The organism is Kitasatospora sp. NPDC096204 (genome assembly GCF_044763205.1).
GTDB lineage: Bacteria > Actinomycetota > Actinomycetes > Streptomycetales > Streptomycetaceae > Kitasatospora.
The window spans coordinates 13,445-28,034 of record NZ_JBIWFT010000004.1 but is presented as its reverse complement, the minus strand read 5'-3'; the positions used below and the strand labels follow the sequence as shown (position 1 = coordinate 28,034).

Here is a 14,590-nt window from a genome sequence, read left to right as displayed (position 1 = left end):
GTGCCGTCCACCCCACTCCGGGCTCAGCCCGCCGGCTCAGCCCGCTCCACCGGCGGCGTCCGGACGGCGAGCAGGGCGGTGTCGTCCGTCAGCCGGCCGCCGGTGTGCCGCAGGACCGCGGCGGCCACCTCGTCGACCAGGCGCCCCGGGTCGACCGTTCCCGGGCCGGCGGCCAGCCGGTCCAGGTGGGCGCGCAGGGAGAAGAACGCGCCCGTGCGGTCACGGGCCTCCGTCACCCCGTCGGAGACGATCAGCACCGTCTCCCCCGGGCCCAGCCGCAGCCTCCGCACCAGCGGCAGCCCGCCGGCCAGCTGGGCCAGCCCGATCGGCGCGCCGTCGCCCGGCGGCAGCTGCCGCACGCCCTCGGGGCCGAGCACATGGGGGCTGTCATGGCCGAAGTTGACCACCTCCACCTCCCCCGGCGCGTCGGCGGGGAAGCAGACCATCACCGCCGTCGCGAACCGCTCCTCCCCCTCCCCCAGCCGCTCCGCCAGCAGGTTCTGCCGGTGCAGCCGCTCCTCCAGCCAGGCCGCGACGGTGGCCAGGTCGCCCTCGTGGAAGGCGGCCTCCCGGAAGCAGCCGACCAGGGCCGCCGCCGCGGAGACGGCCGGCAGGCCCTTGCCCTGGACGTCGCCGAGGATGACCCGCGCCCCGAACGGGGTGGCCAGCACGTCGTAGAAGTCGCCGCCCACCCGGGCCTCGACGTCCGCGGCCAGGTAGCGCGCCGCCGAGTCCACCCCGCCCCACCCCGGGGGCACCGGGCGCAGCACCACCTGCCGGGTGGTCTCGGCCGCGCCCTGGAGGTGGCGGACATAGCCGGCGGCGCGGGCACGGAAGATGCTGATCGGCACCGAGAGAGCGGCCCCCGCGATCACCAGCAGGAAGTCCTCGGTCCCCTGGGACTTGCCCCAGATGCTGTCCAGGGCGGGGTAGGCGGCGATGGCGAGGAGGGCGAACAGCACGGTGGCGGCCGGACCGCAGAGCCCGGCGGCCACCACCGGGACCATGACCAGCCAGCTGACCGACGCGAAGGTCTCCGGCGTGGCCGCGTCCACCCCCACCACCAGCCCCAGCACCGCCACGGGCACCAGCCAGGAGCGGTGGCCGTACCGGATCAGGATCGGCGTCCGCTGCCCCGGCTCCTCCACCGAACGCGCCCGCACGCCGTCCCTCCCCATCTCGCGACCTGCCCCGGCCTCCGGACGCCCCGCGCGGGCGAGGGCACCGGGCCGAGGTTGCGCCCACGGTAAGGGGCCCGCTCCCGGCGCGGGCGGCGCCCCGGCCCGGCGGCTCCGGCCGTCGCACGTTCGGCCCAGTCGCGGCGCCGCTCCCGGCGCTCCGGCCGGGCCCGGCGTGCGGCCTTCCGGGTGAGGGGGCAGGGTGGTGCCGTACGGACCTGCCCGGACCAGTCGGCGCACCCGCGTGCCCTGGCCGTCGGCCGAAGGAGGCGCCATGCGTACCCGGAAGATCCCCCGTCGGAGCCTGGCCCTGGCCGCGGCCGTCGCCGCCGTGCCCACCGCCCTGCTCACCGCCCCGGCCCAGGCCGCGACCAGTGCGCCGGCCGCCCCGCCGACCACCTTCGTGGAGATGCCCACCTCCCCGCTGCCGCGCGACCACGCGCAGCGGGAGGTCACCGTCACCTACCGCAACGACTCCTCGGCGGACCGGACGGTGGCCCCGCAGGTCCTCATCGAGTCCCCCCAGAACGGGCCCTTCCTCGACCCGGCCGCCATCCGGCTCGAGGTGCTCTCCCCGGACGGCCACTGGCGCACCACACCGCTCGCCAGCCAGACCGGGACGCTGTACACCAAGCTCGTCCCGGCCAAGCTCGTCCTGCACAGCCACCACACCCTGACCGAGCACTACCGGGTCACCGTCGTCGGGGCGGCCGACGCACAGGGGACGGTCGAGCCCAGGGTGGCGCTCTACGGGTGATTCCCGCGCCGATGAGTCCTGCCCGCCCCCGGGTCAGCGGCTCAGGGCAGCTGGACCGGGGTGAAGGTCCCGGCCGGGGTGCCGGCCATGGCGTCGCGCCGGATCGGGCCGGCCAGGGTGCCCCCGAAGGCCTGGCCGACCACCGTGCCGCCGATCCGCCGGCCGTCCAGCGGCTTGGGGCCTACGTCACGGCGAACCTGATGGCGATGAAGGACGGCGCCCGGCGGTGCGGGGGGCCGCTGCTGGTGTGAGTGCGCGGGCCGCACCGCTCAGGACGGGTCGGTACCGGGCGGTTCGGGGCCGTCGCCGAGCAGGCCGAGGCCGAGGGCGGTCGGGCTGTGCAGTGCGGTGTTGCGGTACCGGGCGGTGCGGATGAGGCCGGCCTCGCGCAGCACGGTGGCGTGCTCGCTGGCGCTGGAGGGGGTGGTCCCGGCGAGCGCGGCGAGTTCCTTCGTCGTGCAGCCGGGGTGTTCGGCGATCGTCTGCAGGACGGCGGCCCGGGTCTGTCCGAGCAGCGCGGACAGGGCGGCCGCCGTCCCCGCCGGGGCCCGGTCGGGCCCGAGCAGGGCCGGCCAGCCCGCCGGCCGGCTGTCGTCGATCGGGTAGGTGATCACGGGCAGCGGCAGGCCGTGGGCGTCGTCGCTGACCATGGCCCGGGTGGCGAACACCGAGGGGCCCAGCAGGACGCCCTGCCCCCGCAGGTGCAGGTCGTGGTCGACCCCGCTGCGGACTTCGAGCACCGGCGGGTTCCAGCGCATCCAGCGCGGGTTGGCGCCGGCCAGCAGGAGCTCGACGCCTCCGCCGAGGAACTGCCGCAGCCGCACGGAGCGGTCGGCGGCGTGGCGGTCGACGAGCTGCGGCCAGTGGCCGCCGACCAGGTGCTCGTAGAGCAGCCCGAGGCTGTCGGCGAGTTCCTCGCGCAGCGCCCGGTCGTCCGCCAGGTGGCGGGCCCACCCCGGGACGGGCTGGTGCTCGGCGATCGCGGCGAGTTCCGCCTCGACGAGCCGGCGCGGGGTGGCCCGTACGCGTTCCAGCAGTTCCTCCGGGTGGCCCGCCACCGCGGGCATCAGGAAGGTCGGCCCCCAGCCGTCCGCCGGGACCAGGGACAGCGCCATGCGGGCACCGTCGGGCATGCCCGCGAGGACGCTCCGCCGCCACGGATCCAGCCGCGCCGCCTGACTCCGCTCCTGCAGGGCCCTTGCCGCGGCCATGAGTTCGGACAACGGCATCGGCTCCGCCGGCCGGGTCCTGGCCAGGTCCTCGGCGGTGAAGTGGATCCGGTAGACCATCGTTTCCCTCCGGTAGCGCGCGCCAGGGTCAGGTGCGCTTGAAGAACTCCACCTCCGAGAGCGCGATGGCGCGGCCGGGGCCGGTCCCGGCGGCCTCCCGGACGGTGAGCTTCACCTGGGTGACGTCGCTGATCCCGGTCGGCACGGTCTGCGGGCCCGGCTGGTCGTTGAGCGCGACCTGCTCGGTGTGCACCGTGCCGTCCTCGGAGGTGACCTCCATGGAGACGACGACGGGGCGGGCCTGCTGGCGGAACTGCTGCTGGTCCGCCGAAGGGCCGGTGTGGACGATCAGGTCCACCAGCCGGAACGGGGTGCGGAAGGAGAAGGTGACGGAGTCCCCGATCGCGGGTGCGCCCCAGTAGGTGTTGGTGAGGCCGTCGTCGGCCGCGCCGGCCGGGTGGCCCTCGACGGCGGCGCTCGCCGTGGTGGCGGAGGGGGTGATCGGCGCGGTGCCGCGGAGCTTGTCCAGCACGTCCTGGAAGGCGACCTTGCCGGCCGGGTAGAGCAGGATCCCGGCGACGACCAGCGCGACCAGCACGAGCAGCGCGATGGTGCGGCGCAGCGCGTTGCCCGAGCCGCCGATCCGCACCCGGCGCCGGAACGGCCAGCGGGTGCGCCACCAGGGCAGGTCGGGCGCGGCCGCGGTGGGGGTCAGCGGTGCGGCGCAGCGGCGGCAGAACTTCCGCTCGGGCAGGTTGGGCGTGCCGCACCGGGGGCAGGGCGGGCCGTCCTGGGTCTCGACGGTCTCGGCCGGCCGGCTGACGGGGCGCGGGGCCACGGGCTTGGCGGGCTGGACGGCCACCGGGTCGGCCTGCGGGGCGGGGGCGGGAGCGGCGGTCTGCGCGGGCGCCGGGCGTACGGGGGCGGGCCGTACGGGGGTGGGGCTCGGGCGGGAGGGCTCGGAGGCGGGCGCGGGCTCGACGGGCGCCGGGGCCTCGACGGGCGCCGGGCGGGCGGGCGGCTGTTGCGCCTTGGCCTCCGGTTTGGGCTCCGGCTTGGGCTCCGGCTTGGCTTCCGCCGTGGTTTCCGTCTTGGCTTCTGTCCCGGCTTCCGCCGTGGCCGCCGGTTCGGCCGCCGGCCCGCTGCGTGCGGTCCGGCGCAAGCCGCTCCGCCGGGTGGATTCGGCGGGCGCGGGAGCCGGCGCGGGCTCCGCCGAGGGTACGGGCGTCGGCTCAGGCTCGGGTTCGGCCTTCGCGGGTGCGGGCACCGCCGCGGGCGCGGCCGTCGGCGCCGCCGCCGGGGTGGCGGGGGTGCCGCGCGACCAGCCGAGGTAGGCGCCGCAGTTGCCGCAGAAGTCGTCCCCCTCCCTGTTGGCCGTTCCGCATTCGGGGCACACCGGCATCCGTCAGCCCTCCGTTCGCCCGGGTGGGCCGGGCAGGATCTCCACCCGGCAGGTGAGGTGGACGGGACAGCCCGCCCTGACGACGGACCGCACCTGGTTCTCGTCCGGCGCCGGTCCGCGCAGCGGCCAGACCCGGACCAGCACCTCGCCGCCCGGCGCGGGCGGCAGCGCGGCGCCCGGGTCGGTGGACCAGGAGGCACCGCCGCCGTCCACGATCTCGGCTCCGGCACCGAGCACCAGCCGCAGGCGTTCGGTCAGACCGCGGCGGGTGCCGCGCCAGCGGTGCAGTTCGACGGCGCGCTCGACCACGGCGCGGCGCACCTCCACCGGCCAGGCCGGGTCGACCTCCACCGCGACCCAGGAGGCCAGCCAGTCGAGGAAGTCGGCCGGCGCGAGGCCGGGCCGGAAGTAGGCGGGCAGGTTGTCCAGGGTCGCGAAGACCGGGGCGAGGACGGTGTCCAGGCCCGCGGTGAACCGTTGGGCGAAGTCGTCGTCGGCGAACAGCGCGGGCAGCAGTTCACCGATCGGGTGCGGGCTGGGCAGCCCTGGTACGGCGGCCCTGGTCATGCCGTCCCCTCGGCGGCCGTGGTGACCACGACCTGGTGCTGGTGGGAGAAGACCAGGGCGTCCGGCGGAACCTCGACCCGCTCGGCGGGGGCGCCCCGGCGCCCGGTGATCGGGTCGGCCGGGAACAGCCGTACCTCCTCGACGCCCGCGACGGCGGACACCCGCTGGAGCACCGCGAACACCTCCCCGTACTGCACCGCCCGGCCGAACGGCCAGCCCGTGCCGTCCGCTCCGCCGCGCAGCGGGTTGAGGTACCGGTACAGCGCGGCGAGCACCTCCTCGCGGACCCGGTCGGGGTCGGCGGAGCCGGTGGTGAGCCGGGCGACGACCGTGACGCCCTGGTAGGACGGGGGCTGCACGACCAGCCGGGTGCCGATCAGCCGCCGCTCGTCGAGGGCGGTCGCGACGGCGGCCAGCATCTGCTCGTCGGGGATCAGCTGCTCGAAGCGCAGCCGGTCGCCCTCGTCCGCGACGGCGTCGGGGACGACCAGGACCCGCACCGCCCCGGCCTCGGCGCCGCCGGCGGGCACGCAGCTGATCCGGGCGGCGGACGGCGCGGCCTGCCGGGCGATCAGCTCGAAGTCCCCGGCGGTGACGGCACGTTCCTGCAGCCGCAGCTGGTGCGGGGCGCGGGCCTTGGCGTTCTCCACGGTCTCGCCGTCGACCCCGCCGCGGGCCGCCTCCCGGTTGTCCACCCGGGCGATGTACGGGACCGAGCTGCGCAGCACCGTGATGGTGCCGCGGGCGACGTTGCCGGCGATCCCACCGCCGGTGCGGTAGCGCGGGACGCGCAGCTGGGCGCCCTTGGGCGGTACGGCGCCGAAGGCGCGCAGGCTGCCGTCGGGCTCCCGGACCGCGGGCGGGAAGAGGAACTCGCCGGTGGTCGCGTCCAGCACCACGTGCCGGTCGGCGGGCGAGGACTCGCCGAAGTGCTCGACGACCGTCCAGCGTTCCCAGCCCTCGCCGGCCGCGACCTCGACCACCGGGGGCTCGCCGTCGAGCAGCACCGGCGGCCGGGCGAGCCGGAAGCGCTGGCCCGCGACGCCCTCGGAGGCGCCGAGCGGCGCGTCGGTGACGGTCCGCGCGTGGACGGCGGTGGCGGTGCCGCCGACCGTGAACACCTCGGCCCGCCGGATGGTCGGGGACTCGGAGTAGAAGGGCTGGCCCGGCTGCGGCTCGGTGACCCGGCAGCGCAGCCAGCCGGCCCGCCGCCCGGCGACGACCGAGGCGGTGTGCCCGGCGGGCACGAAGACGACCACCTCGCCGGGCCGGTTGAGGCCGCCGGTGGTGTCGCTGCCCGTCTCGCAGGCGATCCAGCGCGCGCCGTCCCAGACCTCCCAGGCCAGCGGAGGCTGGCGCGGGTCGACGCCGACGCCCTCCACCCGGCTGTCCAGACGGACGATCAGGATGCAGCGCGGCACCACGGCGGGCAGGGCGAAGAGCATGGAGTCCCCGGCGACCGGGCGCGGCTGGAAGCACGGCACGTCCGCGCCGTCGGCCAGCCGGGCCGTGCCGTCGGACTGCTCGCCGGAGGCGGATACGGTGACCAGCCGCTCCAACGAGCTGGGGACGATCGGCAGGTCCTCGGCGGTGGAGAAGACCACCGCGTCGTCGGTCTCGGTGCGCAGGGTGGAGACCTCGGTGCCGGCCCGCAGCAGGACGGTCTCGGGCTGCGGGGCGGAGAGCCAGAAGTCCACCTCGGCCCGGGCCGCGGCGGGCGGGAAGAGCCGGATGCCGAGCAGGTCGAGGAAGGCGGCGTAGTTCTTCTCCGGCACCCGGTTCAGCCGGTAGAGCAGCTGGTCCACCAGGTAGGCGAAGGTCTCGATCAGGGTGACGCCCGGGTCGGAGACGTTGTGGTCGGTCCACTCCGGGGCGCGCTGCTGGACGTAGCGCTTGGCCTCGTCGACGAGCTGCTGGAAGCGGCGGTCGTCCAGGTTCGGGGAGGGCAGGGCCATCAGTACGCACCCCCGCTCGTCGCACTCAGCGGCTCGGCCTCCGGGTGCTCCGGGATGGTGTAGAAGGGGAAGACCAGGTTGCGGCGGTCGTTGGTGGCCCGCACCGTGTAGTGGACGTCGATGTAGAGGGTGCCCTCCTCGACGCTGTCGAAGGCGATCACCACGTCGTCGACCTCGATCCGCGGCTCCCAGCGCTCCAGCGCGATCCGCACCTCGCGGGCGATCCGCCCGGCGGTGGTGCTGTCGCCCGGGGCGAAGACGTACTCGTGGATGCCGCAGCCGAACTCGGGCCGCATCGGCCGCTCGCCGGGGGCGGTGCCGAGGATCAGCCGGATCGCCTCCGCGAGTTCCTGGTCCCGCTCCACCATGCCGATGCCGCCGGTGGCGTTCACCCGCAGCGGGAAGGCCCAGCCGCGGCCTATGAAGCTCCCACTCATGCTCCCACCTCGCTGCGCTCGGCAGGGGCATTCGCCCACGCGCACCTCTTGATGATTCGCTCGCTTCGCTCGCTCATGCTCAGCCCCCGATCAGCACGTTGAACGCGCCGACGGTGATGGTGGCGCCGCAGGTCGTCTTGTCGCCCATGCGGGCCGCGGGCAGGCCGCCGATCAGCACCATTCCCCTGGTCACCGCGCCCGGGGAGGGCAGCACCACGTTGCCGGGGCCCAGGGCCAGGTGCGGGGGGACGACGCAGGCGTGGACGCTGCCGACCACCGCGGCGGGGCGGCCGCCGATCAGCACGGTCGCCACCCTGAGGGCGCCCGGCGGCGGGGTGGTCAGGGCGCCGCCGTGGTCGGTGAGGTCGCCGGTCCGGGCTGCGGGGGGCATGTGCGGTCTCCGTTTCCGATGGTGCCCCGTTGGTCGTGGGCACTCGTCATACTGCCATGGGTTGTTGACGATGCATCAATTGATCCTGACGAAGGCCCCCTTGAGCACCGCCTCGGCGCCGCCGTCCACGGTGACCGAGGTCGTCCCCCGGACGGTGACCGATCCGCCGCGCACGTTCACCGCGCCGGTGCCCGCGTCCAGGGTGATGCCGGAGGGCGAGAGCCGCACCGTGCTGCCGGCCGCGCCGCCGAGGCCGTGGACGGTCAGCACGATCTCGCCGCGCTGCTGGTCCAGGCTGACCTCCAACTTCCCGTCACCGCTGGCCAGGTGGACGCCGGACTTGCCGCCCGGCACGTCCAGCAGCTCCATCCGGTGGCCCGAACGGGACACCACGGAACGGCGGTTGACCTTGCCGGAGGCCCCGTCGACCAGCGGCACGTCGTGCGGGGAGGGCCGGTCGACGCCGTTGTAGAGCCCGCCCAGCACGTACGGGCTGTCCAGGTCGCCCTGTTCGAAGCCGACCAGCACCTCGTCGTTGACCTCGGGGCTGACCACGCCGCCGCCGCCGGCTCCGCCCCACTGCACGGTGCGTACCCAGTCGGAGACGTAGGTGTCGTCCAGCCAGGGGAACTTGAGCTTCACCCAGCCGCGCTGTCCGCCGCCGGGCTCCCGGACGTCGGTGACCACGGCGACGGCCAGGCCGGGCATCCGGGGCCCGCGCGGCGGCGCGTTGCCGCCGCTGGTCAGCCCGGCGAGGGAGCGGTCGGGGGCCGTGCTGACCACCACCGTGGTCCGGTAGCCGCGGAACGGTTCCAGCAGATGGCGCACCCCGGTGGCGGTGTAGCGGCCGGAGAAGGCGGCGCCGACGTTGCCCAGGGCGACGGCGGTGCCCGCCCGCAGCCGCGGGTTGCCCTCGGCGACCACCTCCAGCTCGCCGAACCCGGCCGCCACCGAGGCGGCCAGCGACCGGGCCACCGAGGCGGTCTCCGCCTGGGTGCGGTACGGGGTGTCGGCGACGGTCAGCCGGGCCTGGCCGGGGAACGCGGAGGCCACCACCGAGGGGCTCATGCCTGGTTGCACGGTACGGGAGGTCACCGCGGGCTCGGTGGCGACCAGGGCGCTCTTGGTGGTGACGTTCCAGCCGCGCGCCTCGACCGTGTCCGCCCCCGCGGCGCCGGTCAGCACGCCGCGCAGCTCCAGCAGGTTGCGGCCGTACTCCAGCACCAGCGGGTTCTGCGGGGCCGGGGTGGAGGGGGCCGGTGCGCCGGAGGCCGGGTCGGGCCGGACGAACTCCAGCTTCCCGTCGTCGTCCACCCGCACCTGGGCGCCGCTCTCCTGCGCCAGGAACTGGAGGAAGTCCCAGTCCGGGACGTTCGCCTGGGAGAGCTGCTGGTGGACGACCGGGAAGGAGTCGATCCTGCCGCAGGTCAGGCCCGCGCCCGTGGCGACCTCGCGGACGATGTCGGCGGTCGTCATGTTCCGGAAGGCCTTCACCCGGCGCCCGCGCATCAGCCGGTGGGTGACCGCCGAGGCCCGCACCACCGTGTACGAGCCGGTGGTGTCCACCTCCAGCTCCAGCGCGGTCACCTCGCCGGTGAACAGCCGTGCCCGGGTGTTGCCCTGCACGGTGACCACGGAGACCTTCAGCGGGGTGCCGATGGTGATCCCGGTGGCGGCGAGGAAGGCGTGGTTGGCGTCCCGGAAGGACAGCACGGCGGTGTCGGGCAGGCCGACGCTCTCCTCGATGTCGCAGGAGACCAGCTGGGTCACCCAGATCGGCGGCAGCGGGCCCGGCGCCTCGACGACGGGATCGGCGGCGAAGGAGCGGCCGCCGCGGGCCTCGGGAGTGGTCATGGCCGTCCGCCCTGGGTGGGTTCGCTCCGGGTGTGGTTCCCGGCGCGGCTCTGGGTGAGTTCCTCGATGCCCGGCACGATCAGGTCCGCGCCGGGGACGAGCGCCATCGGGTCGTCGATGTCGTTGGCCTCGGCGATGGTGCGCCAGGCGGTGGCGTCCCCGTACGCACGCCAGGCGAGCATCGGCAGGCTGTCGCCCGCGATCACCCGGTGGGTGCTGCGGGCCTCCGGGGAGCCGGAGGTGGGGTTCTGCCCGGCCGGGTCGACGCTGGCCTCGTCGATGGTCAGCGAGCAGACCGCCCGCAGCGGCTTGCCGTCGACGTCGAAGAGCGAGTAGGTGACCGAGAGGCCGGTCAGCACCCCGTTGAACGAGGTGGTCTTCAGGGTGCCCCAGTCCAGCCGGATCCACGGGCTGGCCGGCGTCTTGCGCGCCAGGCTGGCCGGGGTGGGCACGCAGGCCGTCATCAGCTGTTCCACCGCCCGTTCCACCGAGTTGTCGTGGGTCGCGGTGGAGTCCAGGAACACGTCGAGGGAGAGCGAGCGCGGGCCGCTGCCGACGAACTCGGGCAGCGCGGACTCCCCCGCCATCCGGGACGGGGTGCGCCGCCACTCGGTGGTCTTGCTCAGCCGCAGGGTCGCCGGGTTGAACTGGAGGCGCAGCTGGGCGAGCGTGCCGCCGGGCTGGGCGCCGACCGTGGACGGTGGCTCCATGATGGTCAGTTGGGCCCGGGTGACGCTGGCGGGGACCGCTGGGGACATCCTGGTGCTCCTTCCGTCGGTCGGGGGTGGGTGGGTTCCGGGGGGGTGAGGTCAGGAGGGGCGCAGGCCCGCGTGGGCGATCTCCAGGGTCTCCATCGCGGCCTGGGAGTTGGCGGGGTCGAAGGACGGCCCCTCCCAGCGCACCGGGACGATCCCCATCACCTGCCAGCCGACGATCCGGCTCAGGTCCGGCCGTAGCGCCACGATCTCGCCGTCCTTGGGCTCGACCTTGCGGACGATCTCGGACAGCCAGCGGGCGATCTTGGTGGTGTCCGCGGTGACCGCGCGGCTCAGCGTGATGTTCGACCAGGTGATGCGGCCCGGCAGCTGCCACGCGAAGCCGTTGTTGCCGCCCTCCGCGTACTGCTCGATCTCGACCTGGGCGCCGAGCCCCGAACAGGTGGTGAACTCGCCGAGGTCGTTGCCGCCGATGGTCAGACTGAAGAACACACTGGACGCGAAGATGTTGTCGGTCATCGCTTCTGCTCCCTGCTTCCGGTCACGTCGCTGCTGCGGCCTTCTGGCGGCCGTTCACCTGGGTCCGCGTCGCGGCCCGCGCTCAGCGGCGCATGTCGTACGGTTTGCCGCTGCGCTCCCGGCCCCTGCGCAACTCGGTGCGCAGCAGCCGCCCCACGGGTTCGACCAGGCGCCGGGCCAGTTCGTCGAGGTCGGCCGGGTCGGCGGACGGCTTGGCGTGCGGCCCCTCGGGGGCCTTCGCCGGGGGTTCCGCGGCCCCGGCCCGCTGCACCGTGGTGGGGGTGCGCGCGGGTACGGCGGTCAGCGGGATCCCGGCCAGGCCGTTCTGCTCGGCCACCCGCTGCAGCACCCGGGCCGTGCCGGGCGTGGGCGGGACGGAGCGCGCGGGCGGTGCGGACCGTACGGCGGGGGTGTTCGCGGCCTGCCCGGCCGGCAGGGACCAGGACACCACGGGGGCGGGGGCGGACGCGGCGGCGGGCTGCGGGCCCGCCGACCAGCCCGCGCCCGCCGGGGACGCGAGAGTGGGCGGCTGCGCCGGGGCGGGCTGCGGGGGGTGGGAGGTGGCCGGGAGGCGCTGGATCGACTGGGCCGCCGGGGGCGGAACCGGCCGGAGCCGGACGACCGGCGGGCGCGCGGTGGACGCCGACGGCGAACGGGGGGCGCCCTGCGGGGCCGGGTGGCCCGGGCTGGTGATGCCGGGCCGCGGCAGTGCCGGGGCAGTCGTGCCCGGAGCCGCCGCGCCCGGGGCCGCGGCACGGGTTCGACCGGGCAGCAGGTGCGGCGCGTACGCGGGCACGGCTGCGGTCGGGGCCGCGGTCGGGGCCGCGGTCGCGCCTGCGGGTGTCGACGGACCTCCCGGCGTCGACGGGCGATCGGTCCGGTCCGACGGGCGGCGGGAGAACGCGCGTTGCACGGCAGCCACGACGCCGCGCGAGGGCACTGCCCGCGGGGCCGACTGCCCGGTTGCGGTGCCGCTGCCCCCGGCGCCGGGCGAGCGCCGCGGGTGTGAGCGCGCGGGATGCCGCGGTGCGGCCGGGGTCGGCGCGGCGGCCGGTTCGCCGTCGGTGCGGGACGTGAGCGCGTTGGACCACACGGCCGGGACCACGGGTCGGGCGGGCGCCGTCCCGGGGCCGGCGGGCGCGCCGGCAGCGGTCGCGGGCGGCGTCGCCGAGGCGGCGAGGGCGACCGACATCCGGCGCTCGCCGAGCAAACCGCGCCGCGCGCCGATGAGTTGGACGGCCCGCTGCACGCCGAGGCCGCCGGAGGCGGGACGGGCGGGCACCGTCACCGTGGGCATCGGAGCGGTGCCGCCTCGGGGCGGGACACTCGACGGGCGCGCCCCGGCGGCGGCCGGCCGCACGACGGCATCCGGCCGCCGCTCCGGGCCACTGCCGCTGCCGGACGGCGAGGCGGCGGAGGCACTCACAGCCCCCTGTGGGGCAGCGGAGGGCAGGGGGCGTCCGGCTGCCGGTCCGCGCCTGCGGCGCCCGCTGCCATCGGCGGCCGGGTCTGCCGGGGCGGCCGGGCCTGCCGGTCGCGCGTCATGGCCGGTCTGGGTCGGGGCAGCCGTCTCGGACGGGCTGTCGCCCGGGCGCCCGGTGGCGCGCTGGACGGGCAGCCCCTCGCCGGCCGCCGGCGAGACGACGGCGGGCACGCCGCCGTCCGCCGCCGGAGCCGCGATCCGCTGCACCGGTCGGCGCCCGCCGAGCAGCGGCGCGGCGGCACCGGCCACGGCCGCCGTCGGCGGCAGCGCGTCGAGCGGCGCGCCCAGGCCCCCGCGCGATCGGGCAGGGGCCGGATCGGGCGGCAGCGGCGCCGAGGAAGTGGCGGCCCCGGAGGACGCGCGCTGGACGGATGCACCCTCCACGGGCCCGCTCCCGCTCCCGCTCCCAGAGGTGGGAGCGGGCTGGAGCGGTACCGACGGCGCACGCTGCACGGACACGCCCTCGGCACGGGCAGGAGCCGAATCGGGCCGGACCGGCGCCGACGGACCGTGAGACGGGGTGTGGGACGGAGTGGCGGCGCCGGACGCCGCGCGCTGTACGGACACACCCTCGACGGGCCCGCTCGCGCGGGCAGGGGTCGATGCGGGCCGGGCCGGCGCGGCGCGTTCGGGGGTCGGTGACGAGGAGGGCGTGCGCTGGACGGACGCGCCGCCGGCGTTCCCGCGCTCGGGCCGGGCCGGTACCTGGCCTGCCGGGCCACCGGCCGTACGGGTGCGGCGGGCCGGGGCGGTGGCGTCGCGGCTCCCGCCTCCGGAGGGCCGGGCGGCGTCGGGCCCGCTCGTCCCGACGGCGGGAGACCCCGCCTCGGCGGCGGGAACGGGAACGGGAACCACGGGCATGGCCGGCGCCCCCGAGGCCGCGTCAGCGGACCGGGCACCGTCGGTGGCCAGTGGTGTGGCGCTTGCGGGCAGCGCGGCCAGGGGCGCGCCGAGGACCGGGCGGGCGGGTGCCGCGGCGGTGCCGGTCGCGGGGGCACGCTGGACCACCCCTTCGGCCCGCCCGCTCCGCGCGGACGCGGCCCCGGACGCGGACCCGGACGCCGACGTCGCCGCCGGGCCGGGCGCCGTCCGTACGGCGGCCTCGCCGCTCGCGGGAGGGTGCGTACCGTCGGCCGGTGTCTCCGTCATCGCGGCGGGCGTCGGCGTGTCAGCGCCCCGGGCCGTCGGCTCGGTGACGACGCCCGGCGCCCCGACCGTTCCCGGGACGGCCGCCACCGGGCGCGCGGGCAGCGACCTGGGGCGCCTCGCCACGACCAGCGGAGCGCCTACGGAACGCGGACGCACCGGACGCTCGACGGCCCGGGCCACGGAGGCGTTCGGACGCGGGGAGGCCGCGACCGCCTCGGGGGCCACCCCGACGGCAGCCGGCGCACTCGGCGCCGCCGCGGCATCGGGCGTGACGGCAGTGGGTTGCGACGCCGCAGCCTTCGGCGCAGCGGCCTTCGACGAACCGGCCCTCGCCACAGCGGACTTCGACCCACCGGGCGCGGGCGCGACAGGCGCCGCCGCAGCGGGCCTCGGCGCACCGCCGTCGGCCACGGCCGGCTGCCGCTCGCCCCCGCCCGCGCGCGGCGGGCGGTGCCCCGACCGCACCGGAAGCCGCCGCAGCCGGACGGAGCGCTGGACCGGTGCGGCCGGCCGCGCCGCGCCCGACGGCCCGTCCTGCGGCGCTTCTCCGGCCCCGGCCTGCTCCGGGAGCACCGGTACGACGAGGTCGTCCCCGCCCGTGCGGGCGGGGGCAGGCAGGCCCGGCCTCGCCACCGCCCGCAGGATGCCGACCGGGGCGGTCGGCAGGACCGCATGGCCGAGCGGGCCGCAGAGCGAGGGGTCCTGCCAGGCGGTGAGCCGGGACCGGAACGCCAGGCCGTCGCTGACGCCGTGGGCCGGCCCGGCCAGGGTCGGGACCAGCGGCGCGACGGCGCGCCAGCCCCCGTCCCCGGCTCCGGCCGCCGGGCGGCGCCGGAGAACAGCCTCCCCGGTGGCGCCGCCGGCCTCCACGCCGGCCTCCGCCTCGGCCTGCACGCCGACCGGAGCACCGGTCTCGCCGCCCCTGCGGCGGCCGATCCAGTCCCGAAGCCCCA

12 protein-coding genes are annotated in these 14,590 nt (G+C 76.9%); 1 reads left to right on the top strand and 11 read right to left on the bottom strand.

Going from position 1 to position 14,590, the window contains the following annotated elements; translation table 11 throughout:
• Nucleotides 1–23 precede the first annotated feature (23 nt).
• On the bottom strand, nucleotides 24–1,163 hold the full coding sequence (locus ACIQ87_RS05580; RefSeq protein ID WP_402401952.1) for a PP2C family protein-serine/threonine phosphatase: 1,140 nt from the start codon (nucleotides 1,161–1,163) through the stop codon (nucleotides 24–26).
• A 289-nt stretch (nucleotides 1,164–1,452) separates the two neighbouring features.
• Between ACIQ87_RS05580 and ACIQ87_RS05575 the strand changes: the two genes are divergently transcribed.
• Nucleotides 1,453–1,935 carry a signal peptide protein gene (locus ACIQ87_RS05575; RefSeq protein WP_402401949.1) on the top strand — a complete coding sequence of 161 codons (483 nt, stop codon included), beginning with the start codon at nucleotides 1,453–1,455 and terminating at the stop codon, nucleotides 1,933–1,935.
• Between the two features lie 269 nt (nucleotides 1,936–2,204).
• Here the strand turns inward: ACIQ87_RS05575 and ACIQ87_RS05570 are convergent, their stop codons facing one another.
• From ACIQ87_RS05570 to ACIQ87_RS05525, 10 genes are all read right to left on the bottom strand, one after another.
• Nucleotides 2,205–3,224 (bottom strand): winged helix-turn-helix domain-containing protein, encoded by a 1,020-nt coding sequence (locus tag ACIQ87_RS05570; RefSeq protein ID WP_402401946.1) that lies wholly within the window; start codon nucleotides 3,222–3,224, stop codon nucleotides 2,205–2,207.
• A 28-nt stretch (nucleotides 3,225–3,252) separates the two neighbouring features.
• Nucleotides 3,253–4,566: a zinc ribbon domain-containing protein gene (locus ACIQ87_RS05565; protein ID WP_402401943.1), complete on the bottom strand. Its 1,314-nt coding sequence runs from the start codon at nucleotides 4,564–4,566 to the stop codon at nucleotides 3,253–3,255.
• A gap of 3 nt (nucleotides 4,567–4,569) precedes the next feature.
• A complete protein-coding gene (locus ACIQ87_RS05560) occupies nucleotides 4,570–5,133 on the bottom strand; it encodes a phage tail protein (protein WP_402401941.1) in 564 nt (187 codons plus the stop codon).
• Complete coding sequence (locus ACIQ87_RS05555; RefSeq protein WP_402401938.1) at nucleotides 5,130–7,088, bottom strand: putative baseplate assembly protein; 1,959 nt, start codon at nucleotides 7,086–7,088, stop codon at nucleotides 5,130–5,132. The genes ACIQ87_RS05560 and ACIQ87_RS05555 overlap by 4 nt, the downstream gene beginning before the upstream one ends.
• Nucleotides 7,088–7,525, bottom strand: a complete 438-nt coding sequence (locus tag ACIQ87_RS05550) for a GPW/gp25 family protein (protein ID WP_392921661.1) — start codon at nucleotides 7,523–7,525, stop codon at nucleotides 7,088–7,090. Before ACIQ87_RS05550 ends, ACIQ87_RS05555 begins: the two co-directional genes overlap by 1 nt.
• 79 nt (nucleotides 7,526–7,604) lie before the next feature.
• A complete protein-coding gene (locus tag ACIQ87_RS05545) occupies nucleotides 7,605–7,916 on the bottom strand; it encodes a PAAR domain-containing protein (protein ID WP_402401935.1) in 312 nt (103 codons plus the stop codon).
• Nucleotides 7,917–7,991: 75 nt separating this feature from the next.
• Nucleotides 7,992–9,770, bottom strand: a complete 1,779-nt coding sequence (locus tag ACIQ87_RS05540; protein WP_402401932.1) for a VgrG-related protein — start codon at nucleotides 9,768–9,770, stop codon at nucleotides 7,992–7,994.
• Nucleotides 9,767–10,528 carry a LysM peptidoglycan-binding domain-containing protein gene (locus ACIQ87_RS05535; protein WP_402401929.1) on the bottom strand — a complete coding sequence of 254 codons (762 nt, stop codon included), beginning with the start codon at nucleotides 10,526–10,528 and terminating at the stop codon, nucleotides 9,767–9,769. Before ACIQ87_RS05535 ends, ACIQ87_RS05540 begins: the two co-directional genes overlap by 4 nt.
• Before the next feature lie 51 nt (nucleotides 10,529–10,579).
• A complete protein-coding gene (locus ACIQ87_RS05530) occupies nucleotides 10,580–11,005 on the bottom strand; it encodes a phage tail protein (RefSeq protein WP_402401926.1) in 426 nt (141 codons plus the stop codon).
• A gap of 82 nt (nucleotides 11,006–11,087) precedes the next feature.
• Complete coding sequence (locus ACIQ87_RS05525; RefSeq protein WP_402401923.1) at nucleotides 11,088–12,872, bottom strand: hypothetical protein; 1,785 nt, start codon at nucleotides 12,870–12,872, stop codon at nucleotides 11,088–11,090.
• Nucleotides 12,873–14,590: the final 1,718 nt, after the last annotated feature.